The 24,101-nt window shown below is 39.9% G+C and carries 19 protein-coding genes and 1 pseudogene; 12 read left to right on the top strand and 8 right to left on the bottom strand.

Annotated elements, in window-relative coordinates; genetic code table 11:
* Positions 1–222: 222 nt before the first annotated feature.
* On the bottom strand, positions 223–1,386 hold the full coding sequence (gene hemH / locus NMG88_RS18055; protein ID WP_042153648.1) for a ferrochelatase: 1,164 nt from the start codon (positions 1,384–1,386) through the stop codon (positions 223–225).
* A 97-nt stretch (positions 1,387–1,483) separates the two neighbouring features.
* Here hemH and NMG88_RS18050 point away from each other — a divergent pair, with 97 nt between their 5' ends.
* Together NMG88_RS18050 and NMG88_RS18045 are read left to right on the top strand one after the other, a co-directional pair.
* The gene (locus NMG88_RS18050) at positions 1,484–2,113 is read left to right on the top strand and encodes a class I SAM-dependent methyltransferase (protein ID WP_042153650.1); all 630 of its coding nucleotides are present in this window, start codon (positions 1,484–1,486) and stop codon (positions 2,111–2,113) included.
* 117 nt (positions 2,114–2,230) lie between these two features.
* Positions 2,231–2,479 (top strand): hypothetical protein, encoded by a 249-nt coding sequence (locus NMG88_RS18045; protein ID WP_042153652.1) that lies wholly within the window; start codon positions 2,231–2,233, stop codon positions 2,477–2,479.
* A 197-nt stretch (positions 2,480–2,676) separates the two neighbouring features.
* On the opposite strand, the gene NMG88_RS18040 is transcribed toward NMG88_RS18045, so the two are convergent.
* From NMG88_RS18040 to NMG88_RS18030, 3 genes are all read right to left on the bottom strand, one after another.
* Positions 2,677–3,096 (bottom strand): type II toxin-antitoxin system VapC family toxin, encoded by a 420-nt coding sequence (locus tag NMG88_RS18040; protein ID WP_042153654.1) that lies wholly within the window; start codon positions 3,094–3,096, stop codon positions 2,677–2,679.
* Positions 3,093–3,326, bottom strand: coding sequence for a hypothetical protein (locus tag NMG88_RS18035; RefSeq protein ID WP_042153658.1), 234 nt, complete (start codon positions 3,324–3,326; stop codon positions 3,093–3,095). The genes NMG88_RS18040 and NMG88_RS18035 overlap by 4 nt, the downstream gene beginning before the upstream one ends.
* Before the next feature lie 89 nt (positions 3,327–3,415).
* Positions 3,416–5,227, bottom strand: a complete 1,812-nt coding sequence (locus NMG88_RS18030) for an NACHT domain-containing protein (RefSeq protein ID WP_254035675.1) — start codon at positions 5,225–5,227, stop codon at positions 3,416–3,418.
* A 158-nt stretch (positions 5,228–5,385) separates the two neighbouring features.
* Here NMG88_RS18030 and NMG88_RS18025 point away from each other — a divergent pair, with 158 nt between their 5' ends.
* Positions 5,386–6,039 (top strand): exonuclease, encoded by a 654-nt coding sequence (locus NMG88_RS18025; RefSeq protein WP_254035674.1) that lies wholly within the window; start codon positions 5,386–5,388, stop codon positions 6,037–6,039.
* A gap of 128 nt (positions 6,040–6,167) precedes the next feature.
* Here NMG88_RS18025 and NMG88_RS18020 read toward each other — a convergent pair whose 3' ends face one another.
* Positions 6,168–6,770 carry a histidine phosphatase family protein gene (locus NMG88_RS18020; protein ID WP_254030250.1) on the bottom strand — a complete coding sequence of 201 codons (603 nt, stop codon included), beginning with the start codon at positions 6,768–6,770 and terminating at the stop codon, positions 6,168–6,170.
* Between the two features lie 396 nt (positions 6,771–7,166).
* On the opposite strand from NMG88_RS18020, the gene NMG88_RS18015 reads away from it, so the two are divergent.
* The 7 genes from NMG88_RS18015 to NMG88_RS17985 all read left to right on the top strand — a co-directional run bounded on the left by NMG88_RS18015 (position 7,167) and on the right by NMG88_RS17985 (position 19,509).
* Positions 7,167–9,575, top strand: a complete 2,409-nt coding sequence (locus tag NMG88_RS18015; protein WP_254035673.1) for a phosphoketolase family protein — start codon at positions 7,167–7,169, stop codon at positions 9,573–9,575.
* 653 nt (positions 9,576–10,228) lie between these two features.
* Complete coding sequence (locus tag NMG88_RS18010) at positions 10,229–13,471, top strand: S8 family serine peptidase (protein WP_254035672.1); 3,243 nt, start codon at positions 10,229–10,231, stop codon at positions 13,469–13,471.
* Between the two features lie 192 nt (positions 13,472–13,663).
* The gene (locus NMG88_RS18005) at positions 13,664–14,161 is read left to right on the top strand and encodes a DUF1269 domain-containing protein (RefSeq protein WP_027248791.1); all 498 of its coding nucleotides are present in this window, start codon (positions 13,664–13,666) and stop codon (positions 14,159–14,161) included.
* 200 nt (positions 14,162–14,361) lie between these two features.
* Positions 14,362–15,540, top strand: coding sequence for a transaldolase (locus NMG88_RS18000; RefSeq protein WP_042153668.1), 1,179 nt, complete (start codon positions 14,362–14,364; stop codon positions 15,538–15,540).
* Positions 15,541–15,652: 112 nt separating this feature from the next.
* The gene (glgP, locus tag NMG88_RS17995) at positions 15,653–18,136 is read left to right on the top strand and encodes a glycogen/starch/alpha-glucan family phosphorylase (RefSeq protein ID WP_254030248.1); all 2,484 of its coding nucleotides are present in this window, start codon (positions 15,653–15,655) and stop codon (positions 18,134–18,136) included.
* A gap of 169 nt (positions 18,137–18,305) precedes the next feature.
* Positions 18,306–18,884: a Uma2 family endonuclease gene (locus tag NMG88_RS17990; RefSeq protein WP_235751330.1), complete on the top strand. Its 579-nt coding sequence runs from the start codon at positions 18,306–18,308 to the stop codon at positions 18,882–18,884.
* A 58-nt stretch (positions 18,885–18,942) separates the two neighbouring features.
* Positions 18,943–19,509, top strand: coding sequence for a Uma2 family endonuclease (locus tag NMG88_RS17985; RefSeq protein ID WP_042153660.1), 567 nt, complete (start codon positions 18,943–18,945; stop codon positions 19,507–19,509).
* 51 nt (positions 19,510–19,560) lie between these two features.
* On the opposite strand, the gene NMG88_RS22525 is transcribed toward NMG88_RS17985, so the two are convergent.
* Together NMG88_RS22525 and NMG88_RS22520 are read right to left on the bottom strand one after the other, a co-directional pair.
* Positions 19,561–20,298: a class I SAM-dependent methyltransferase gene (locus tag NMG88_RS22525; protein ID WP_278047063.1), complete on the bottom strand. Its 738-nt coding sequence runs from the start codon at positions 20,296–20,298 to the stop codon at positions 19,561–19,563.
* Positions 20,275–20,619: pseudogene (locus NMG88_RS22520) on the bottom strand (phosphoketolase family protein); the annotation flags it as partial. The pseudogene NMG88_RS22520 and the gene NMG88_RS22525, both read right to left, overlap by 24 nt.
* 420 nt (positions 20,620–21,039) lie before the next feature.
* Here NMG88_RS22520 and NMG88_RS17970 point away from each other — a divergent pair.
* Both NMG88_RS17970 and NMG88_RS17965 read left to right on the top strand, forming a co-directional pair.
* On the top strand, positions 21,040–21,678 hold the full coding sequence (locus tag NMG88_RS17970; protein WP_227350456.1) for a histidine phosphatase family protein: 639 nt from the start codon (positions 21,040–21,042) through the stop codon (positions 21,676–21,678).
* A gap of 73 nt (positions 21,679–21,751) precedes the next feature.
* On the top strand, positions 21,752–22,978 hold the full coding sequence (locus NMG88_RS17965) for an acetate kinase (protein WP_227357879.1): 1,227 nt from the start codon (positions 21,752–21,754) through the stop codon (positions 22,976–22,978).
* A 199-nt stretch (positions 22,979–23,177) separates the two neighbouring features.
* Here NMG88_RS17965 and NMG88_RS17960 read toward each other — a convergent pair whose 3' ends face one another.
* On the bottom strand, positions 23,178–23,897 hold the full coding sequence (locus tag NMG88_RS17960; RefSeq protein ID WP_227382549.1) for a DNA methyltransferase: 720 nt from the start codon (positions 23,895–23,897) through the stop codon (positions 23,178–23,180).
* Positions 23,898–24,101: the final 204 nt, after the last annotated feature.

Here is a 24,101-nt window from a genome sequence, read left to right as displayed (position 1 = left end):
AATATCACTATCAATCCAGTAAGAAGGTTGTACCATAAGTTCAGGGATCATAGTGATTTAATTACTCAATTACTATATGGAGGGCATTGATTGTATCATAAACTTGTTTGATCAAATAAATTTTCTGTTGATTTTTATAAATTTATTATTTTTAAACTAAGGCGGTTGCTATAGATAAACTATCAACCGCCAACCCACAACAGCCAAACGCCCAAACCCCGTTTACAGCAACCCAATGAAATGTAAGGGGCCTTGTCCGGTCATAATTTCTATTAATATGCCGATCATTCCTAACATGGCTAACCGACCATTCCAAACTTCGGCGGTGGTGGTGAGTCCCCATTCCCAACTTTCTTGAGGATACATCTTGGTTTTTTTGCCGGGGTGTGCGACATCGGAGAACTTAATATTAGGAGCATTTAAGGCTTCTATAACCATTTCTGCTAAATCATTAATAAACACCGGATGGGTATTTAATGCCGGAACTCGATTGAATTTTTCAATCCCAGCTTCTTCAGCCAGTTCTCGATATTCCATATCAATTTCTTCTAAAGTTTCGATATGTTCAGATACAAAACTAATCGGAACCACGACTAATTCTTTAACGCCTTCTTTGGCTAATTCAAGAATAACTTCATCCGTATAAGGTTTCAACCATTCCACGGGGCCAACTCGACTTTGATAGGCGAGAACATGGGGGTTAGGACGGTTTAAGGTCTGCATAATTGCCGCCGTACAGCCTTCAATTTCATCCCGATAGGGATCTCCAGCTTCTTCGACATAACTAACCGGAACACCGTGGGCACTAAAGAAAATTTGCACCTGTTCAGGATGATCACAATGTTCAATTTCCTGCTCAATTAATTCCGTCATTGCTTGTAGATAACCCGGACGATTATACCAAGAAGGAATTACTGTATAATCAACTTTTTGTAAACTGGGATCTTGTTCCCAAAGTTTTTCTAAAACTCGAAAACTAGAACCACTGGTACTAATTGAAAATTGCGGATATAAAGGTAAAATAACTAATTCTTCGATTTGATCCCGTTTGATTTTGGCCACTGCTTCTTCAGTAAATGGGTTCCAATAGCGCATCCCCACATACACCCGGATATCGTGACCTTTTTCCTGTAAAGACCCTTGTAAAGCAATGGCTTGTTCTTCCGTAATTCGCCGCAGGGGAGAACCGCCCCCGATCGCCTTATAATTTTCCTGGGACTTCTGATAGCGCAAAGTTGAAATCATCCAAGCCAAAGGTTTTTGCATCCAAGCAAAGGGCAAACGGATAATTTCTGGGTCTGAAAATAGATTATACAAAAAGGGGCGAACATCTTGCAGTTGCTCTGGCCCGCCCAGATTTAGCAGTAAGACTCCGACTCGTCCCATAGCGGATACTTCCTATCCTAAGATTTGTTAACTATCTTAACAATATATTGTCCTTGTGGGTTAGTCGATCTTTTAATTTATAAAAATTGTTCTTAACATGGCAACTATTCTCAGAAGTTTAAGTTACCGCTATCAATGGCTCTATGATACCATTTCCCGACTGGCGGCGTTGAGTGTGGGCGGTGAGCGTCGGTTTCGGGAGTTGGCCTTAACGGGCTTAACCCTGACACCGGAAACCCAAATTCTCGACTTGTGCTGTGGAAGTGGACAAGCAACGGGGGTGTTAGTTGAGTATTCCCAAAATGTGACGGGGTTGGATGCTTCTCCGTTGTCCCTCAAACGCGCCCGGAATAATGTTCCCCAAGCCCAATATGTTGAAGGGTTTGCGGAAAATATGCCCTTTGGCGATAACAGCTTTGACCTGGTGCACACCAGCGCCGCCCTGCACGAAATGAACCCGGAACAGTTGCAACAAATTCTCAATGAGGTTTATCGCGTCCTTAAACCTGGGGGAATTTTTACCCTGGTTGATTTCCATTCCCCCACTAACCCGATATTTTGGCCGGGGGTGGCCATGTTTCTTTGGTTATTTGAAACGGAAACGGCTTGGCAATTGTTAAAAACAGACCTGGTTCAAACCCTATCACAAATTGGCTTTAATGTCAATCCCCCTCAACTTTACGCTGGCGGAAGTTTACAAGTAATTCATGGAGTTAAATCCTATTAAGTTTCTTTTGTCTATTGACAAAAGGGTAATTATTGTTCAAAATAGGAAAGTTGCTTGCAGTTGGCGAAAAAATTTCTGGCTAACCGCAAGCAAATGTTTTGAAAATATAGAGGCGATATGGAATTAAAAGACTTAGCTGAAATGTTTGCAATTTTAACTATTTTAGAACCAGACACTAAAATCTGTCAGCTAACAGCAAGACTAGCCACTGCTGGTTCAGCAACCGCAGGTGAGACTGACACCGCAGTTATCAAGGAAATAAAAAGTTGTTTGTCTGATTTACAAGCAGAGTTGAAAGAAGTTAACGATAAGAAATTAGAAGGGAAACAAAAACTCCTAACAAGAATTTTGACTCCTGACGCATAAATACAATTCCATCAGCTTTAATTGACATCCTCCCCGTAGCTAGAAGCTAGGAGATTCTATCTGCTTCAACAAATCAAAAATTGATAATTGTTCAAATTGTGGTGGGTTGAGGCTTTGTTGATCACAGCCTAAGTGTTTAGTCGGAAGGATGTCAATTGTTTGTATAGGAATATATAGAAACCCGGTTTCGGATACTGTTATGACAATTCAGATAAACTGGCTAATAGTTCCCCTGGGGATAAAATAGTAATGGGAGAGTTAACAAATCCTTGCAAATCACGGGTAATAATTGCATCCAAGTTTTCATTCATTGCACAAGCAAGTTGCACTGCATCTTCAAAATCGTCTAAATTTAAAGCCAGTGCTGTTTTAAGAATATCTTGATTAACAGCACAAACTTCCAATGTTAATAACAAATCAGAAACATACTGTTTACCGATTTGGGAATTTCTCTGTTTTTTGACAATATAAAAAATATCAGTTAATGTCGTTGCTGTTACATAACCGATGATTTGACCGGATCGAATTGCCTGAAATAACCGATCAGCATCTTCAAAAAAGGGCATCCTAGCCAGTAAACTATCTAAAATAATATTAGTATCTAGTAATATCCTCATTTGAGATATTTCTCCGTTAAACTTTCATCTTTTAATCTTTCTACATCTTCATCGGTTAATTCAACGTTATCGGTTTTTAAACTTCCCCGCAAACGTTCCCAAACTCCATCAGGAACATCAGGACGAGGACGCAATTCTTGAGACAACGAATGAATAATAGACTCTACCAGTAATAACCGTTCATGAACGGGAAGTTGATAAGCGGCGTTTTTTAACTCCTGTAAATTCATGGTTGATTTTTCCTCTTTGTTTATTCAATTATATCTCTTTTTTATATATTTACTCCAGAACCTCAATCATTTTTGGAATTTTAAAGAGTTTAGATGTTGGTTTTTTTATTCTTGCTTTCCGATATTGGTAATAACAAAGTATGCTTAATCTCCTCACACAGTTTGGGCGACACTTCACAGCCACTATTGAGGCAATCCACCAACAAATTATTAGCATAGTAATACTGCTGAAGCAATTTCTTGTGGTACTCGCTGAACTGACTTTTCTGATTGAAATCTCGATATTCAATCATTACCAACTTTAATTTATCTGTCCAAAGCTGGCCGTTCTTTTGCCACCATTCTATAATTTCTTCATTTGTATTCGGGTCAGGTAGTTTATTTTTAAGTTGTTGTAGCGAATGGGTTAGTTTAAGGTTAAATTTAGGGTTAAGGGCATTTACCAGTTCACTATTAAAGTTATGGGCTGGGTCAGAAGCCAGGTCAAAAGCCAGGTCAAGATCATTTTTTAGGCTACAAAACTCACTATAAGTATCATTAAAATCCTGACTAATAGCATTATGGCAAATAATTACATCACTTGAAATGTTGGTAGCACTAATTACACAAGCAGAATTAATAGCATCATCAAGGAAAGAGGCACTGATAAGCGCATTGTTAAGAGCTTGGTCAAGTTGTTGGGCATGGAAATAGTCAAGATCAAGAATAAAGGTAAGGTAAAAGGCTCTCACAGTCGGCTTGTCAGCAACCTGAACTGCAAGTGATTTTTGGTTCACCCAGGCGAGAAACTGTTGCAACTTATCATCAGCTACAAGCTCATCAATCTGCTCTTTCATTGATAACAGTAGCTGATCGGCTGGTTGCATCATGCCAACTGCTAGTAAAAATACTTCTCGCCAGTTTCTCTTGGTTATGTGGCTAACCAATCTATTCAAAGCCCGTGAATTAAGAGAATCAATAATTGCTCTGGCAGTAAAATGCTCCTGAAAAGTCAGATGGGAGAAAGAATAAATTCGCTGCGCCCTCTCCACCAGTAACCCATGTTGGACTGCAATGGATTTCAGCACTGCTTCACTATCTAGCTGCAATTGGAAGGGGTCAGTATTTGCATCTGGTAAGGTGCGGAGATAGTTTCCAATAAGTTTCTGTAGTTTATCTTGTTCCAAGAAGTAATCACCGTCTTTAAAGGTAATTTCTGCTACCTGACTTAGTAGCTGTTGCTTGCGTAATGTGGATAAACTTTTATAAGTATTATCCCGTTCAATCCCCCTAGATTCATCCCATTTTTTTAGTAAAATTTCTAGCCCTTCTTCATATAGCTTGGCTCGGTTAGATGGGAATTCAGTTTTGGATTGAAAAACTAAACAGGTCAAAATTAACAAAATCGGGGTAACAGCAATTTCCCGAATAGGCTGGTTTTCACGAAGATTTAGCTTTTTTATAAATTTATTTGCCTTTTCTTTACCCTCCTTATCTCCTTTAGCCTGAATTACTGACGGAAAATCTTCAAGAGCCTGTTTTACTTGTTCGAGCTTGTCTGGAGATACCTGGAGGATTCGCACCAGCATATCAATATCACTGCTATTGTCGAGCACCTTCTCAGCTATCTCAGATTCCACATATTGGCATGGAGGAGCATTACTCTGCTCTTTATCCTCTTGTTCAGATTCAATGTTTTTCGGCAGGTAAGCAACTTCTTTCCAATCTAGATCAAGCCTGAAGCAAATTTCTTGAAAGTATTTACGGTCAACAGTTTTCCCGTTAAGAAACTTACCAATTGGCTGGCGAGTACATAGATCTACCTCACTCGCTAGTTCGTCTTGCGTCCATCCTGTGAGCTCAAAAACCCTTTTTACCTTTTTTAGTTTTTCTGGATCTACCCGAAGCGATTGCCTTGCCATACGCTGACTACATACTCTATATCCACTTTAACCCAGTCTGTTGAAACACATACCTAAACTAATACCCAAAATCACACATTTGGAGAACGTTACTCAAACTTAATCTCATCCATCAACCATCGAAGCTAGTTGATGTAGTGATTCAAACCTCAGAGTTTATGAAATCAACCTATATCAATGGACGCTTCTACTACAAAGACGAAAATGGCATCTTGCTACCAGCCGTTACCACGATACTGAAGGCTACACAGCCGATTGAATCTGTAGTTGCCCTTTCTAATTGGCGCAATAAAGTAGGAGAAGCAGAAGCAAATCGGATTGCCTTAACTAGCCGTCGCCGAGGAAAACTATTACATCAATGGGTTAAGGAATATTTGCAAGGGTTATCTCCCACTGCTTCCAGCCTGATTGAACCCTATTGTTATAGTATTCAGTCCGTTTTGGAGAAACTTAGCGATGTTCAATTGGTCGAGACAATTGTGCCCAATTATGTAGAAAAATACACTGGTAAAGTTGATTTAGTTGCCCGTTATGAAGGTGTTCCATGCACTATTGAATTGACAACTGCTGAAGAACCTAAACTGCGAGTGGGAAAACTCTACGATAAACCTTTACAGCTTGTGGCTTATGGTGGTGCAATTAATCGATGCTATGGTGAAAGTTTATTTGGCACTAAAGTTGTTAATGGTTTAATTGTTGTGGCTCTTCCAGGTGAAGATGCCGAAATATTTACGTTCAAACGGGAAGAATTGCTCAACTACTGGCAGGAATGGTTAAAACGGCTAAAGTCTTTTGGAGAAAAAGCAGCTTGATAATCTTGACAATATTGATCGAGCACCGAAACTGTTGTTAAATTAAGTTTCTGGTGTGTGTAGAAACCGGGTTTCTCTTTCAGATTATCGTTAACAAACATAGAAGTCTATAGAAACCCGGTTTCTGATTATTGTTGTGTATAGGAATTAAAAATATGCCAACATTCAGAAGATAATTCTACTATACTAACAGCCCCCGTTGGCATAACAATGCGATCGCGAAATCTGCCAATATCAATTCCTAATAATTCACATAACATAATTCTAATCGTGGCTTTATGGGATACAATTAGAATATTACCCGATGGATAACGTTCTTCAATTTCTTGAATTACCTGGGAAGAACGGCGAGCAATATCAATTCCTTTTTCCCCTCCTGTTGGCGCATTCCAACCCGGATCAGTTAACCATCTAACATAATCATCATGGTAATTTTCATTAACGGTTTGGGGAAGTTTTCCTTCCCATTCTCCATAGGCAATTTCTTTTAAACCTTCTCTAAATTGCATTTCTAAACCCACTACATCACACAACGGTTTAGCTGTTGCAATAGTTCGTTTCATCGGACTAATAAATACAGCCGTCCAAGGTAAATTATGATAAGATTGGGCAAATTGCTCGGCCATTTTTAAGCCATTTTCGGTTAATTCGGGATCTAAATTTCCACAATAACCCCTTTGTTGATTATAGGTGGTTTCTCCATGTCGTAGAAAATACAATTTAACAGTCATAATTTTGATAAAACAATAGAATTCATCCGAACCCCCTAAATCCCCCTTAAAAAGGGGGGACTTTGAGTTCAAGTTCCCCGCTTATTAAGCGAGGGATCTCTTTTGCATAAAAAAGGGGGTAGTTTAATTTTTAGTTAGCTTAACATATCAGATTCTCAAAAAGTCCTTAAATTTTTATAATTTAATCTTAATCTTTTATTAATATTTTCGATCTGGGAGCAAATCTTAAAAAAATAGGAAGAATAAAAATATAATATCTCTAAATTCAAAAAGCCGTGCTATCATTTAAAGCAATTTTGACATGAGGGTATCGTTCAAACAGCAAACAGCAGTTTAACGATATCTTAATGATCTCAATTCTTGAAAAACTAAAAACCTTTATAACAGTCAGGACTTATGGTATCTGCACCAGATAGACCCATGGAGACGAGTAACCCTCTGAGTGAGGATGAACTGCGTAAGATTGATGCCTACTGGCGAGCTTGTAATTATCTAGCCGTTGGCATGATTTATTTACGAGAAAATCCTTTGTTAAAAGAATCCCTAAAGCCCTCAGATGTCAAACATCGGCTGTTAGGACATTGGGGTTCCAGTCCCGGGTTGAGCTTTATCTACATTCACCTCAACCGACTGATTAAAAAATACGACCTGGATATGATTTATCTAGCTGGCCCAGGTCATGGTGCCCCAGGGGTATTAGCTCCGGTTTACTTAGAAGGAACCTACTCAGAAATTTATCCCAATATCAGCGAAGACGCCGAGGGGATGCAAAAATTCTTTAAACAGTTCTCGTTTCCTGGTGGTATTGGGAGCCACTGTACCCCAGAAACCCCCGGTTCTATCCATGAAGGAGGAGAGCTAGGCTATAGTTTATCTCATGCCTATGGGTCTGTGTTTGATAACCCGGACTTAATCTCCGTTTGCGTCGTTGGGGATGGAGAAGCCGAAACCGGAGCTTTAGCAACTGCTTGGCATTCTAACAAATTTCTGAACCCGATTCGGGATGGGGCCGTATTGCCTGTTCTGCATTTGAATGGCTACAAAATCGCTAACCCCACTATTTTATCGCGGATTAGCCATGAAGAATTGGAAGCCTTATTTAAAGGTTATGGCTATAAACCCTATTTTGTCCAAGGGTGTGACCCCGCATTGATGCACCAAAAAATGGCAGATATCCTGGAAACAGCCATTTCTGAAATTAAAGCCATTCAAGCTGAAGCCCGGTCAACGGGAATTGCTAAACGTCCCCTGTGGCCGATGATTGTATTGCGGAGTCCCAAAGGCTGGACTGGCCCAACGGAGGTCAATGGCCATAAAGTTGAAGGTTTTTGGCGGTCGCACCAAGTGCCAATGGCTGATGTCACCACCAACCCCACCCATCTCAAGTTATTAGAAGATTGGATGCGGAGTTATAAGCCCGAAGAACTGTTTGATGCCAATGGCCGTTTAATTCCTGAACTGAAGGATTTGGCCCCCAAAGGTACAAAACGAATGAGTGCCAGTCCCCATGCTAACGGGGGTGTGCTGCGTAAAGACCTACGATTGCAGGATTTTCGGGACTATGGTGTGCCTGTGGAATACCCCGGTAAGTCCGAGGTGGAAAATACCAACCCCCTAGGAAAATTCCTCCGGGATGTGATGCGAAATAATCTGCAAAATTTCCGCGTATTTGGCCCCGATGAAACGGCTTCTAATCGCTTAAATGCGATATATGAGGTTAGTAAAAAAACCTGGATGGGGGACTTTTTACCAGAGGATTTAGATGGGAGTGAACTGGCAACCGATGGCCGGGTGATGGAAATCCTGAGTGAGCATACCTTAGAAGGATGGTTAGAAGGCTATTTACTCACCGGACGTCATGGATTTTTCCATACTTATGAAGCCTTTGCTCACGTGATTGATTCGATGTTTAATCAACACGCGAAATGGTTGGATATTTGCCGAAATGAAGTGTCTTGGCGATCGCCAATTTCTTCTTTGAATATTCTCCTATCTTCAACGGTTTGGCGTCAAGATCATAACGGGTTTAGTCATCAAGACCCGGGCTTTTTAGATGTGGTAACGAATAAAAGTGCCAGTGTTACCCGAATTTATTTACCACCCGATGCGAACTGTTTATTATCGGTTGCTGACCATTGTTTAAAGAGTACCAATTATATCAATGTGATTGTGGCAGATAAACAGAAACATCTGCAATTTTTGACAATGGATGAAGCCATTAAACATTGTACCAAAGGGATTGGCATTTGGGAATGGGCAAGCAGTGATGACTGTGGAAAAGATCCTGATATTCCTGATGTAATTATGGCGGGTTGTGGTGATGTGGCGACGATGGAATCTCTCGCAGCTACGGCAATTTTACGCGAAGAAATTCCAGATCTAAAAGTTAGATTTGTCAACGTGGTGGATTTATTTAAGTTACAACCCGATACGGAACATCCCCACGGTTTATCCGACCGAGATTTTGATAGTTTGTTTACGACAGATAAACCAATTATCTTTAATTTCCATGGCTATCCTTGGTTAATTCACAAGTTAGCCTATCGTCGGAAAAATCACGCGAATATGCACGTCAGAGGCTATAAAGAGAAGGGGAATATTAATACTCCTTTAGAGTTGGCAATTAATAACCAAGTTGACCGTTTTAACCTGGTTATAGATGTAATTGACCGAGTGCCTAAATTGGGTTCGGCGGCGGCCTATGTCCGGGAACGGATGAAAAATGCGATCATCGAAAATGTCAATTATGCCCATGAACATGGCATTGACAAAGATGAAATTGTGAATTGGAAATGGCCGTTTTAAATTCCTAGAAACCGGGTTTCTCCCCCAGGGCTGTTTCATTCTCAAGGCAGATTCCTTTGTGACCTCTCCCCCACCCCCTCGACCGCATGGAGAGGGGAGAATTTTTGTTACTCTTAAATCAGAAATGGTATTTAGTAATATTAATTGCTCCCCCTTCCCTTGCAGGGAAGGGGCTGGGGGGTTAGGTCATACAAATTTTGGGAGAAAATGAAACAGCCATGGGGGTTTCTGTATACCCGCACTAAGTCCCCAGAAACCCGGCTTCTCATTATGAACATATATTAATATCCGTCTAAAACCCCTATAAAACGGGGGATTTGACGTATATTCCCGCTTTGTATCCCAGATTTTTGTATTAATTTATTTTCTAAATTAAGTAATTTCACGGGATTTGAGCAGTTTACGACAATTAAAAATTACCTTTAACTGAATGACGTTAAAAATGGCTCTTAATCCTTGCCAGAATTAGGTTTTAACATTTTTTATGGATGACAACTCACTTGCTTTTTGATACTTAAAAAATATTAGTAATGAGCTTATTTTCGTGATATAATACTTTCTATTGAGATAGAAGGCTTAACTAGGCCTCTGAGAGTAAATGGTATTTCTACCAGAGTCTATCTCCACCCGTTTATTATCAGTATAGGAGCATTATGGATACGAATTTTAGCTCAGACCGCGTAATAGTCAAACTAAAGCCCGGAGCTAATTCCAATGAAATTAGCAACTTACAGGCGCAAATCGGAGTCACAAAAGTTAGCACAGCCTCACAACTTGGGATTGACATTTGGCAGATTCCTTCAGGAACAGTTGAAAAAATAATATCGACTTATAAGAATGATCCCCGCTTCGAGTACATCGAGCCGGATTATATCATCACCCTTGAAGATGTCGAAAAACCGAGTTCTGCTACAGAAAGTTCAGAAAAAATTACTCCCCAAGCCACCACTCCCAATGATCCTGGCTATTCTCAGTTATGGGGACTCAACAACATAGGTCAAAGTGGGGGGACAGCCGATGCTGATATTGACGCTCCCGAAGCGTGGGATATTCAAAAGGGCAACCAAAACTTAGTTATCGGTGTGATTGATACCGGCGTTGATTACAACCACCCGGACTTATCGGCGAATATCTGGACAAATCCAGGGGAAATCGCAGGCGATGGCATTGATAACGACAGTAACGGATATATTGATGATGTCCGGGGTTGGGACTTTGCCTATAACGACAATAACCCGATGGATGTGCATGGACACGGAACCCACGTTGCTGGAACTATTGCCGGAAAAGGCAATAACGGCGTTGGGGTGACAGGGGTAGCTTGGAATGCCAAGATTATGCCACTTAAGTTTTTAAATGATAGTGGTTCCGGCTCTCTATCCAATGCGATTTTGGCGATTAACTATGCAACAGCCAAGGGAGTCAAACTTACTAATAACTCTTGGGGAGGCGGGGGCTACACTCAAGCCCTATCCGATGCCATCAATACCGCCGGACAACAGGGAGCTTTATTTATTGCCGCGGCGGGTAATAGTTCACTGAACACAGACATAACGCCTGCTTATCCTGCCAGCTACAACCTATCTAATATTATCTCTGTTGCCTCAACCACTCGCACCGATGGATTATCCTCTTTCTCCAACATTGGAGCCACCACTGTAGATTTAGGAGCCCCTGGTTCGGATATTTATAGCACTCTTCCCAATAGTAGCTACGGGACTTATAGTGGGACATCAATGGCATCTCCCCATGTCACCGGGGCGGCGGCGTTGCTGTGGTCTCAAAATCCCACTTGGACGGCACAGCAGATTAAGAATCGGCTCATGTCAACTGGGGACTCGATTTCTGCCCTCAATGGCAAAACTGTCTCTGGGAAGCGGTTGAATATTAACAATGCTTTGAGCAACCTCCCCTCTGTCACCGTCAACGTCAGTCCGGCTACAGTACAGGAAGATGGGGCAGGGAATTTAACCTACAGTTTTAGTCGCAGTGGAAGTTTAACCAGTCCTATAACTGCTAACTTTGGCGTCGCGGGAACAGCTAATGCGGCTGCGGTTGGGAGTGACCCAGCCGACTATACGGTATTAACCAACAGCGCAGTGACATTTAGTCCTAGCACAAAAACAGGGACAATTACCTTTGCTGCTGGCTCTAGTACGGCTCAGTTGGTAGTTGACCCCACGGCTGATACCCTAGCAGAAAGCCAAAACGAAACCGTTGTTTTCAACATCAACTCCGGTACAGGATACATTGGGGGAACTCCTAATACGGCAACAGGAACAATCGTTTCCGAGGAAGTTTTGCCAATTTTCACCAACCCCAATAGTATTACTATTCCGTCGAGCGGCAGTGCCTCGCCTTATCCATCAACGATTAACGTTTCCGGTGTCAGTGGGAACATTGCCAATATTCAAGTCAGCTTAAGCGGTTTATCCCATACTTGGCCAGATGATGTGGATATGTTTCTGCGGGGGCCTGGGGGACAAAAAGTTATGCTCATGTCCGATGCTGGGGGTTTCGCAGACTTAAATAATGTCAATCTAACTTTTCGTGACAGCGCTTCAGGGACATTGCCAGATGGGTCTCAAATTACATCAGGAACCTATCGTCCAACTGACTACCAAGTCGGTGATACCTTCCCTACTCCCGCACCCGCAGGCCCTTATGGTACGGCGTTGTCCGCATTCAATGGCACAAATCCCAATGGGGCTTGGCAGCTATTTGTGCAGGATGATATGGGAGGGGATAGTGGTAGTATAGCTGGCGGCTGGAGTTTAACGATTCAAAGTGCGGCTATTAATGGTACTGCTGGCGCTGATAACTTAACCGGAACTGCTAATGCAGATGTCATCAATGGATTAGCTGGTAATGACACCCTTAATGGATTAGCAGGAAACGACACTCTTGATGGTGGTACTGAGAACGATCGTTTAGATGGAGGACTCGGAAACGATCAACTCAAAGGGGGATTGGGGAACGATATTTACATTGTCGATAGCACCGGAGATGTTGTCACCGAACTGGCGGCTCAAGGAACTGACTTGGTGCAATCTTCCGTCACCTACACCTTACCTGCTAACGTTGAAAACCTCACCTTAACTGGAACTACCGCTATTAATGGTACAGGTAATACTCTAGCTAATATTATTACGGGTAATACTGCTAATAATATTCTCAATGGTAGTAGCGGTGCTGACCAACTTAAAGGCGGTACAGGAAACGATACTTACGTTGTCGATAATACTGGAGATGTTGTTACAGAATTAGCTTCTCAAGGTACAGATTTAATCCAATCTTCTGTCACTTATACCCTACCTGCTAACGTTGAAAACCTGACCTTAACTGGAACTACCGCTATTAATGGTACAGGTAATACTCTAGCTAATACTGTTACTGGAAATACCGCTAATAATATTCTCAATGGCGGTACCGGAAATGATAACTTGATTGGGGGTAGCGGTACTGACCAACTGTTAGGTAGCGATGGCAATGACTCTCTGAGTGGAGATGCTGGAAATGATACCCTTACAGGGGGACTCGGCGCGGATAAATTTATCTACAATACTAATGCAGCCTTTACGACTACTGCGGTAGGTGTAGATACAATTACAGACTTTAATATCTCACAAACCGATCAAATTGTCTTGGATAAAACCACTTTTACCAGTATTAGCAGTGCTGCGGGAACTGGGTTTTCTGTTGCCAGTGAATTTGCTAAAGTTACCACCGATGCCTTAGCTGCTACCCGTGCCGCCGATATTGTTTATAATAGTACAACCGGAGGATTATTCTACAATCAAAACGGCACAGCCCCAGGTTTTGGTACAGGGGGTAAATTCTTAACCTTAACCAATAAACCTGTCTTAACAGCAACTCAATTTTTAATTCAAGCCTAATTCTCAATTGTAGAGACAGAGAAACCGGGTTTCTGGTATAAATTCGGTTTCTGAGATTATAGCATTTTTATAAATGAGAACTAAAACCGATAATATATTCCTTGAGAAAGATGTTAAATTAATATTTTTTGTTAGGAGCTAAAAAGCGATTTTGTGCTAAACTGCTGATGACAAATTTTATATTGATTTACCATGAGTGACTTAATTGCGATCGCCTACGATGACGAATATAAAGCCGAAGAAGTCCGTATGACTTTGATTAAATTACAAAAAGAACATTTAATCGAATTAGAAGACGCTGCCGTAATTGTCAAGAATGCTGAAGGAAAAATCAAACTCAACCAAGCCATTGATTTAACCACTGCGGGTGCAGTCAGTGGCGGATTTTGGGGTTTATTAATTGGGACATTATTCCTTAGCCCCCTGTTGGGTGCAGCCGTGGGAGCCGCTGCTGGAGCCGCCAGTGGTGCTTTAAGTGATATTGGGGTGGATGATAAATTCATGAAATCTTTAGGGGAAACCTTACAACCGAAAACCTCTGCCCTCTTTGTATTAGTGCGGAAAGTCACCCCCGATAAAGTCTTAGAAGAAATCGCCCCCTATGGTGGAACAGTGTTAAGAACTTCTTTAACTAAAGATGAAGAAGCTCAACTACAAGAGGTTTTGAGTACCCGAGGCGTGTCCGTTTAATTCAATTTTTTAATCCCATTTGATCGGATTAAATTCCAGGGTTAATAGGTAGAATTATCAAAAAATTTTGATGGGTGTGTGGCCGCTGGGTGACGCACCCATTTTTCAGTAATCAGTAATTAGTCAATATTTAGACTGTTGATTAATTAAATTTGCTATACTCTGTTGTGATTAGCGACCTAAATAGAGGACGGAAAACAATGGGACAAACTCTACTCGAACAACTACGGGAAATCACCGTTGTAGTGGCGGATACCGGAGATATCCAAGCCATTGAGATGTATACCCCCAGAGATGCAACCACCAACCCCTCCTTAATTACTGCCGCCGCCCAAATGCCCCAATATGAAAGTATTGTGGATGATACCCTCAAAAAAGCCCGTCAGGATTTGGGGGGGAGTGCAACGCATGCTGAAGTGGCAAATTTAGCTTTTGAAAGGTTAGCCGTTGCTTTTGGATTAAAGATATTAGCTATTATTCCCGGGCGCGTCTCCACGGAAGTCGATGCTCGGTTATCTTATGATACGGAAACCACCATTGCTAAAGGTCGTTATATTATCGAGCAATACGAAGCGGCGGGGATTTCTCGCGATCGCATTTTAATTAAAATTGCCTCTACTTGGGAAGGGATTAAAGCCGCCCAAGTCCTAGAAAAAGATGGGATTCATTGTAATTTAACCCTATTATTTGGCATTCATCAAGCGATCGCCTGTGCAGAAGCTGGAGCGACCTTAATTTCTCCCTTTGTCGGCCGGATTTTAGATTGGTACAAAAAAGACACCGGACGAGATTCCTACCCCCCCGCAGAAGACCCCGGAGTTCTATCTGTCACCCAAATTTATAACTATTATAAAAAATTTGGCTATCAAACAGAAGTGATGGGGGCTAGTTTCCGTAATATTGGGGAAATTACCGAGTTAGCCGGATGTGATTTATTAACAATTTCTCCCGCTCTATTAGAAGAATTACAATCAACTATTGGCGACCTTCCCCGCAAACTCAATCCCGAAACCGCCGCCAGTTTAGACCTAGAAAAAATCTCCATTGATCAAGATACCTTTAACCGAATGCACGCCGAAGATCCGATGGCTTCGGAAAAATTAGAAGAAGGAATTAAAGGGTTTTCCAAGGCCTTAGAAGCCCTAGAAAAATTCTTAGCTGAACGTCTAGCTCGTTTAGAAGGAGAAGAAGTAATTAGTCATGCAGCTGAAGATATTTTCCGCGCCTATGATTTAGATGGCGATGGCTATATTACCCGGGAAGAATGGTCAGGAACAGACGCCGTATTTGATGCCCTCGATCAAGATAATGATGGTCAAATTACCGCCGAAGAAATGGCCGCCGGGTTGGGGGTATCCTTCAATTTAGCCCCGGTTTAAATACCCAAAACTTGAGGAAAAACTGTAGAGGCGTGCCACGGCGCGTCTCTCTCTACTGTATGTTTATTCAAGTTCAACAATCTCTCCCCTCACGGGTAATAATTATACTAATATGAGTCCATTAATTCCCGATTCTATTTTCAACTCTCTAATGGCTGATTATTCTGAAACAGCACCCGCTTTAGAGGATTTACAACGAGAGTTTACAACTAACTTGCTCTATCTTCAAGGTCAATTACCCACCACCGCAACCCCCCAAGAATTATATCAAGCATTAGCCTATACTATTCGACAGTTTTTAATGCCCTCCTGGGTGAAAACAACTCAAAATTATTCCCAAAATAAAGTTAAACAAATTTGCTATTTTTCTACTGAATATACTTTAGGATCTCATTTAGCTAATCATTTAGTTAATTGCAATTTATGGGAACCATTCCAAAAATCTTTAAAAGCTTTTAATTTAAACTTACAAGACTTAATTGATCAAGAAATAGAACCCAGTTTAGGCTATGGAAATGTTGCCCAATTACCTATTGATGAATTAGATTCTCTGTCTACCTTGAATCTGCCCGCTATTGCCTATGGAATTCGTTATGAATTTGGTAGTTTTGATCAAGAAATTTATCACGGTTGGCAAGTCGAAAAGATTGATAAATGGTTGCGGTATGGAAATCCCTGGGAAATTGCCCGTCCCGAGGCTACGGTAAATGTGCAGCTAGGGGGTTATACGGAAGCCTATTATGACCAAAAAGAACGCTATCGGGTGCGTTGGATTCCCCAGCGTTGCATCAAAGGAGTTCCATATCATACACCGATTTCCGGTTATCAAAGTCATACTGTTAATACCTTAATATTATGGAAAGCAGAACCGATTGTTTCCTATAATTCTCAGGATTTTAATATTGGAGATTATTATGGAATTGTTCAGGGAAAACCATTCGTTGAATTACTCACAAAAGTATTATATCCCCATGATGAAAAAATTCAACAAAAACAACTGCGTTTAGAACAACAATTCTTTTTTGTCTCCTGTTCTCTCCAAGATATGATTCGGAATCATCTGGCAACTGGAGAAAATTTAGAGACATTTCATCAACACTATTCTATTCAACTCCATGATACGGCTAGTGCGATCGCGATCGCAGAATTAATGCGATTATTTGTTGATGAATATAGCTTAGAATGGGAAAAATCCTGGTCAATTACTAGACAAACCTTTACCTATCTTAACCCAACTTTATTACCGGAAGCTCAGGAAAAATGGTCTGTGGGATTATTAGGAAGTTTATTACCCCGTCACCTAGAAATTATCTATGAAATTAATAATCGATTGTTAATTGGAGTTCGCAGTCAATATCCGGGAGATTTTAATAAATTATCTCGACTTTCTTTGATTGATGAAACAGGAGAAAGATATGTTAGAATGACTCATTTAGCTTGTATTGGAAGTTATGCGATTAATGGAATTTCTCTCTGGCAAACCGAACGTTTAAAACAATCAATTATTCCTGATTTTTATGAATTAACACCGGAAAAATTTAGAGCAATTAGTAGTGGGATTACCCCTCGGCGTTGGTTGGTTTTAGCCAATCCCCCTTTGGCCGAATTAATTACCTATAAAATTGGCAATAGCTGGATTAAAAATTTTGCGGATTTGCATCGTTTAGAATCAGAATTAGATCAGGTAGAATTTCGTTTAGCTTGGCGAAATATTAAGCAAGAAAATAAACGAAAACTGGCTGATTATATTCAACAAAATTGTGGGATTACGGTAAATACTGATTCTATTTTTGATATTTTAATTGAACGAATTCAAGAATATAAACGTCAACATTTGAATATTTTAAAAATTATTACCCTCTACAATCGCATTCGCAAACATCCTGATGGGGATTATGTTCCCCAAACCTTTATTTTTGCTGGAAAAACTGCCCCCGGTTATGTGATGGGGAAATTGATGATTAAATTAATTCATGCGGTGGGTCAAGTGATTAATTCCGATCCTATTATCGGCGATCGCTTAAAAGTCGTATTTATTCCTAATGTTAATCAAACTTTAAGTCAACATATCTATCCCGCCGCCGATGTCTCTGAACATTTAGCAATGGCGGGGAAAAAAGCCGGGGGAATTGCGATTTTAAAACCTGCTTTTAATGGAGCCTTAACATTAGGAATTGTAGATGGAGCTAGTGAAGAATTACGCCATGCAGTGGGAGCAGAAAATTTCTTTAATTTTGGATTAAGTTTAGCTGAAATTGAAGTTTTAAAAGCTAAAGGTTATAATCCTTGGAGTTATTATTATGCCAATGAAAGCCTACGAGAAAGTATTGATCAAATAGCGTCGGGTTATTTTTCCCAAGGCGATCCGAATCTGTTTAAAACCTTAATTGATGCCCTATTATATCACGATGAATATATGGTTTTTGCTGATTACCAATCCTATATTGATTGTCAAGATAAAATCAGCCAAACCTATCGAGATTGGGAAACCTGGACGAGAATGTCTATTTTAAATGTGGCTCGTTTAGGTCGTTTTTCCTCCGATGGACTTGTCCAAGCCTATTGTCAAAATGTTTGGAATATTAATCCAGTTTAGGATAATATCAATTTAAGGGCTTGCTAAAGGATATTTTAATAAAGATGAGATTAAGTTAATTTATTGGTCATAAATTATAGGTAATATTTTGTTAAAAATTATTGCAAAAACTTGACTTAACACCGCATTGAAAACTACTATTGTATATCCTCAGTATTAGGATGGTAAAATGATTACTTCAGAACCGATCATTTTAAGTTTTAAAAATGTCACCTTCAGCAACGAGCAATTTTATCAACTTTGCCAAGATAATGAAAATTGGCAACTCGAACGAACTGTCAAAGGAGAATTAGTAATTATGCCCCCCGTTGGTGGAGTCAGTGGTAATCGAGAATCAGATTTGAATGCCGATTTAGTGATTTGGAATCGTCAAACTCAACTGGGAAAAGTTTTTAGTTCTTCTACTATATTTCGCTTACCTAATGGTGGCGATCGCTCTCCTGATGTGGCTTGGGTAGCTAAGGAACGTTGGGAATTACTAACAGCAGAAGAACAAGAAAAATTTCCCCCAATATGTCCTGATTTTGTGATGGAATTGCGTTCTCGCACTGACTCCCTAACCCAACTTCAAGCAAAAATGCAGGAATATCTTAACAGTGGTTTGCGCTTAGGTTGGTTAATTAATCCCCAAGAACAACAAGTAGAAATATATCGTCCTAATCAAGCTCTTGAAATCGTCAAACTACCCACAACTTTATCAGGAGAAAATGTCTTACCAGAATTTATTTTAAACTTACCTATTTTTTGATTGTTTTGCTTATTGACTACCAAATTCACCTTAAAATAACCATAGGAGTCTATTCAAAATGGTTCAATTACTAACTAAAACCTATTCCTTTGAAGAATATTTAGCTTATGACGATGGCACGGATAACAAATATGAATTAGTTAATGGAGAATTAAAACTTATGCCTACTGCCAGTGGTTTTCATGCTTTGATCTTACATTTTATCTTTAAGATTTTAGAACAAGAAATTGACAACCTTAAACAGCAGTGGAAAGTAATGCCTGGTACAGTAGGAGTAAGAACAGCTAAAAAGAAATCAAGGATTCCTGATTTAGTCATTTTGTCAGAAAGTCAATGTCAAGAACTCCGAAAAATGTCCGCCGCCGTTTTAGAAGCACCTCCCCTGTTAGCCGTAGAAATTGTTAGTCCGGGTAATTCTGATGATGATTACCGTTATAAGCGTTCTGAATATGCGGTTAGAGAAATTCCTGAATATTGGATTATTGACCCAAAAACAGAAAAAATCTCGGTTTTATTATTAGTTGCTGGTTTTTATGAAGTTACAGAATTTACGGGTGAACAGGAAATTAAGTCTTTACTTTTTCCTGAATTAAAGTTGACATCTAAACAGGTTTTTCAGGTATAAATTTTGTTATTTATAGCAATTGCCACATCAACCCTATTTCTCCTTATATTTCTATTCAGGTTTAACCCCATGAATTACTTGTAAACTTCCTCCAGCATAAAGTTTAGGGAGATTGACATTAAAGCCAATTTGTGATAATAATTGAACCAAATCTGTTTCTAACAATTGCCAAGCTGTTTCCGTTTCAAATAACCAGAGAAACATGGCTACCCCCGGCCAAAATATCGGATTAGTCGGGGAATGGAAATCAACCAGGGTAAAAATCCCTCCAGGTTTCAGAACGCGGTAAACCTCATTAAGAATTTGCTGCAACTGTTCGGGGTTCATTTCGTGCAGGGCGGCGCTGGTGTGCACCAGGTCAAAGCTGTTATCGGCAAAGGGCATATTTTCCGCAAAGGCTTCATAAGTATGGAAAAATCCATGACGTCCGGTGAGTAAATAGCCTTCTAACCATCCTTCTAAGGTATGCTCACTCAGGATTTCCATCACCTGGCCATCGGTTGCCAGTTCACTCCCATCTAAATCCTCTGGTAAAAAGTCCCCCACCCAGGTTTTTTTACTAACCTCATATATCGCATTTAAGCGATTAGAAGCCGTTTCATCGGGGCCAAATACGCGGAAATTTTGCAGATTATTTCGCATCACATCCCGGAGGAATTTTCCTAGGGGGTTGGTATTTTCCACCTCGGACTTACCGGGGTATTCCACAGGCACACCATAGTCCCGAAAGTCCGACAATCGCAGGTCTTTACGCAGCACACCCCCGTTTGCATGGGGACTGGCACTCATTCGTTTTGTACCTTGGGGGGCCAAAGTTTTCAGTTCGGGAATTAAACGGCCGTTGGCATCAAACAGTTCTTCGGGCTTATAACTCCGCATCCAATCTTCTAATAACTTGAGATGGGTGGGGTTGGTGGTGACATCAGCCATTGGCACTTGGTGCGACCGCCAAAAACCTTCAACTTTATGGCCATTGACCTCCGTTGGGCCAGTCCAGCCTTTGGGACTCCGCAATACAATCATCGGCCACAGGGGACGTTTAGCAATTCCCGTTGACCGGGCATCAATCTTACGCAGTTCATCCTCACTCAGAGGGTTACTCGTCTCCATGGGTCTATCTGGTGCAGATACCATAAGTCCTGACTGTTATAAAGGTTTTTAGTTTTTCAAGAATTGAGATCATTAAGATATCGTTAAACTGCTGTTTGCTGTTTGAACGATACCCTCATGTCAAAATTGCTTTAAATGATAGCACGGCTTTTTGAATTTAGAGATATTATATTTTTATTCTTCCTATTTTTTTAAGATTTGCTCCCAGATCGAAAATATTAATAGAAGATTAAGATTGAATTATAAAAATTTAAGGACTGTTTGAGAATCTGATATGTTAAGCTAACTAAAAATTAAACTACCCCCTTTTTTATGCAAAAGAGATCCCTCGCTTAATAAGCGGGGAACTTGAACTCAAAGTCCCCCATTAAAAAGGGGGATTTAGGGGGTTCGGATGAATTCTATTGTTTTATCAAAATTATGACTGTTAAATTGTATTTTCTACGACATGGAGAAACCACCTATAATCAACAAAGGGGTTATTGTGGAAATTTAGATCCCGAATTAACCGAAAATGGCTTAAAAATGGCCGAGCAATTTGCCCAATCTTATCATAATTTACCTTGGACGGCTGTATTTATTAGTCCGATGAAACGAACTATTGCAACAGCTAAACCGTTGTGTGATGTAGTGGGTTTAGAAATGCAATTTAGAGAAGGTTTAAAAGAAATTGCCTATGGAGAATGGGAAGGAAAACTTCCCCAAACCGTTAATGAAAATTACCATGATGATTATGTTAGATGGTTAACTGATCCGGGTTGGAATGCGCCAACAGGAGGGGAAAAAGGAATTGATATTGCTCGCCGTTCTTCCCAGGTAATTCAAGAAATTGAAGAACGTTATCCATCGGGTAATATTCTAATTGTATCCCATAAAGCCACGATTAGAATTATGTTATGTGAATTATTAGGAATTGATATTGGCAGATTTCGCGATCGCATTGTTATGCCAACGGGGGCTGTTAGTATAGTAGAATTATCTTCTCGCGGGCCGTTATTACATACTTTAGCAGATCGGTGTCATTTAGATGAAACTTTACGGTCTTCTATTGGGACTTAAAACAGGGATTTAAAGGATTAATCTAATGATAAAAAAGTTTAAATTCTAATCACAATTTTACTTAACTTATCCTATGAAAATATTAGTATTAAATGCGGGTTCAAGTTCTCAAAAAAGTTGTCTGTATGAAATTAAAGAACCAGCATTACCAGACTATCCCTTACACCCGATTTGGGAAGCCAATATTGATTGGACAGCCTCAAAAGAATTAGGTTTGATGACCGTAAAAACTCCAGGGGTAAAACAAGAATATCCCTTAGATTTAAAGTCTAAACCAGAGGCGATCGCGCAATTATTTAATACCCTAATTTCAGGGGAAACCAAAGTATTAAATGATTTCTCAGAAATTACAATAGTTGGTCATCGAGTTGTCCATGGAGGTTCGGACTATTCAGAAGCAACATTAATTGATCAAAAGGTAAAATCAACAATTAGAGATTTAATTCCCCTCGCTCCCAGTCATAACCCCGCCCATTTAGAAGGAATTGAAGCCGTAGAAACCCTATTAGGGAATGTTCCCCAAGTCGCGGTTTTTGATACGGCATTCCATCGAACCATGCCCGATTATGCCACGGTTTATCCCATTCCCTATCAATATTTTCAAGATGGAATCAAACGCTATGGATTTCATGGGACTAGCCATAAATATTGCGCTCAAAAAACGGCGAAAATTCTAGGAAAACCTTTAGAATTTTTAAAATTAATTACCTGTCATTTAGGGAATGGATGTTCCTTAGCCGCTATTAAAGATGGGATTAGTATTAATACAACGATGGGATTTACTCCCCTAGAAGGATTAATTATGGGAACCCGAAGCGGTTCTATTGATCCATCCATTGTATTATATTTAATCAGTCAATATAAATATGATATTCAGCAAATTAATCAAATTTTAAATAAAGAATCGGGGTTAAAAGGTATTGTCGGGGAGTCGGGCGATCTGCGATATGTGTTAACAGAAATGAACGCTGGAAATGCTCAAGCTAAACTGGCTTTTGATATGTATATTCATCACTTAAAAATGGGAATCGGACAAATGTTAGCTAATTTAGGCGGTTTGGATGCCTTAGTTTTTACCGCCGGAGTCGGAGAACACGCCGAAAAAGTTCGAGAAGCAGCTTGTCAAGGATGGGAGTTTTTAGGCTTAAAATTAGACTTAGAAAAAAATGCCTCTCACCCGGTTGATCAAGAGATTTCCACCGCAGATTCAAGGGTTAAAATATTAGCGGTTCATACAGAGGAAGATTGGGCGATCGCCACTGAATGTTGGCATATTTTTAATTCCTATACACAACAATAAATTATCGGAACGGTTTCTGAATAAAATTTGATTCTCAACACAAATCTATCTATAGCAGTCCTATTTGAGTTGTCATATTTTTTCAAATTTAACCCTGACTGTAGGGGTAATTCATGAATTACCCCTACTACATATAGGGTTACATCCCCAAATTTGCGTAAGTCCTGACTCCGTGAGGTTTCAGATACTATCATTAAAATTAATTACAAAAAATTTCCGTATCAAACAAGCTCCCCTGTAAAGGTTTACTAATCTGAGTGTTAAGTAAGTTTAGAGATAGATCACAGTAATGTTGATGTAACTCAATATTAATAGATACACGAGATTCTCTAGCAGCAACCCTACCCGTAGTCATACTCCCTGCAAAGGGATCTAGTATGATCTCTTCAGATGGCACAATGGAAAAAAGAAGTTTGGGAAGTGCTTCAGGAAATGGCGCACTATGACCATAAATATTTTTACCTCCAACCATTTTCGTTACAGGTTTTTCTTGAATAACTTTCGGTAGTTTAGATAGATCGAAAGAGGGATAACCTTTAGAAAATATGAGTATGTGTTCCCAACAATTTAAGGGAGCCTGATAATAAGGAGAGTCATTACCTTGATTGAAATTTCTGTTACCCTCAATTTCTCCCTTATCCCATGCAATGTTTCCTAAATGGGTAAAACCAATATGCCTAAAAATAAAGCTAATATAGCTACTTAAAATCAGTCTTTTTTTACCCATATCCGAAAAAACTATAATATTTTCATTATCGAAGTAGTCAAATATATTGAATAAGTATGGAGATCCATGCTTTAAACATCTAAAAACCTCCTTTGATATGTTGTACATATCGTACAAATAGCAATAAATATTAGACCACTGAGAATATTCTCTGGCATTATAGTATGGAGGCGATGTTACCGCACCTCCTATAGATTCACTTTTTAATTTGTGAAGTACCTGAAAGGCATCTCCTTGATATAAAGTTACCCCTGGAACGTTAGATAGATTTGAAATTAAACTAGGAATTACCTTGAACTTTAAATGTTCTGCATTTTGGACAAGGAATCATAGTCTCATCACGTTCATTCTTTTCAAAAAGAAGAACACTTTTTTCTTGCTGATCTACATACACAA

Origin of the sequence: Planktothrix agardhii (assembly GCF_904830935.1) — a bacterium.
Taxonomy (GTDB): Bacteria; Cyanobacteriota; Cyanobacteriia; order Cyanobacteriales; family Microcoleaceae; genus Planktothrix; species Planktothrix agardhii.
Note: the sequence above shows the minus strand (reverse complement) of the source record. Positions and strands in the feature narration are given on the sequence as shown.

Bases quoted from the DNA above. Each gene is read 5' to 3' on its own strand.
- NMG88_RS18000 (WP_042153668.1), top strand. From the start codon at position 14,362: ATGGGACAAACTCTACTCGAACAACTACGGGAAATCACCGTTGTAGTG.
- NMG88_RS18030 (WP_254035675.1), bottom strand. From the start codon at position 5,227: ATGGCAAGGCAATCGCTTCGGGTAGATCCAGAAAAACTAAAAAAGGTA.
- NMG88_RS22525 (WP_278047063.1), bottom strand. From the start codon at position 20,298: ATGAGTGCCAGTCCCCATGCAAACGGGGGTGTGCTGCGTAAAGACCTG.
- NMG88_RS18035 (WP_042153658.1), bottom strand. From the start codon at position 3,326: ATGAATTTACAGGAGTTAAAAAACGCCGCTTATCAACTTCCCGTTCAT.
- NMG88_RS18010 (WP_254035672.1), top strand. From the start codon at position 10,229: ATGGATACGAATTTTAGCTCAGACCGCGTAATAGTCAAACTAAAGCCC.
- NMG88_RS18025 (WP_254035674.1), top strand. From the start codon at position 5,386: ATGAAATCAACCTATATCAATGGACGCTTCTACTACAAAGACGAAAAT.
- NMG88_RS17965 (WP_227357879.1), top strand. From the start codon at position 21,752: ATGAAAATATTAGTATTAAATGCGGGTTCAAGTTCTCAAAAAAGTTGT.
- NMG88_RS18040 (WP_042153654.1), bottom strand. From the start codon at position 3,096: ATGAGGATATTACTAGATACTAATATTATTTTAGATAGTTTACTGGCT.
- NMG88_RS17990 (WP_235751330.1), top strand. From the start codon at position 18,306: ATGATTACTTCAGAACCGATCATTTTAAGTTTTAAAAATGTCACCTTC.
- glgP (WP_254030248.1), top strand. From the start codon at position 15,653: ATGAGTCCATTAATTCCCGATTCTATTTTCAACTCTCTAATGGCTGAT.
- hemH (WP_042153648.1), bottom strand. From the start codon at position 1,386: ATGGGACGAGTCGGAGTCTTACTGCTAAATCTGGGCGGGCCAGAGCAA.
- NMG88_RS18005 (WP_027248791.1), top strand. From the start codon at position 13,664: ATGAGTGACTTAATTGCGATCGCCTACGATGACGAATATAAAGCCGAA.
- NMG88_RS17985 (WP_042153660.1), top strand. From the start codon at position 18,943: ATGGTTCAATTACTAACTAAAACCTATTCCTTTGAAGAATATTTAGCT.
- NMG88_RS18020 (WP_254030250.1), bottom strand. From the start codon at position 6,770: ATGACTGTTAAATTGTATTTTCTACGACATGGAGAAACCACCTATAAT.
- NMG88_RS18015 (WP_254035673.1), top strand. From the start codon at position 7,167: ATGGTATCTGCACCAGATAGACCCATGGAGACGAGTAACCCTCTGAGT.
- NMG88_RS18045 (WP_042153652.1), top strand. From the start codon at position 2,231: ATGGAATTAAAAGACTTAGCTGAAATGTTTGCAATTTTAACTATTTTA.
- NMG88_RS17970 (WP_227350456.1), top strand. From the start codon at position 21,040: ATGACTGTTAAATTGTATTTTCTACGACATGGAGAAACCACCTATAAT.
- NMG88_RS18050 (WP_042153650.1), top strand. From the start codon at position 1,484: ATGGCAACTATTCTCAGAAGTTTAAGTTACCGCTATCAATGGCTCTAT.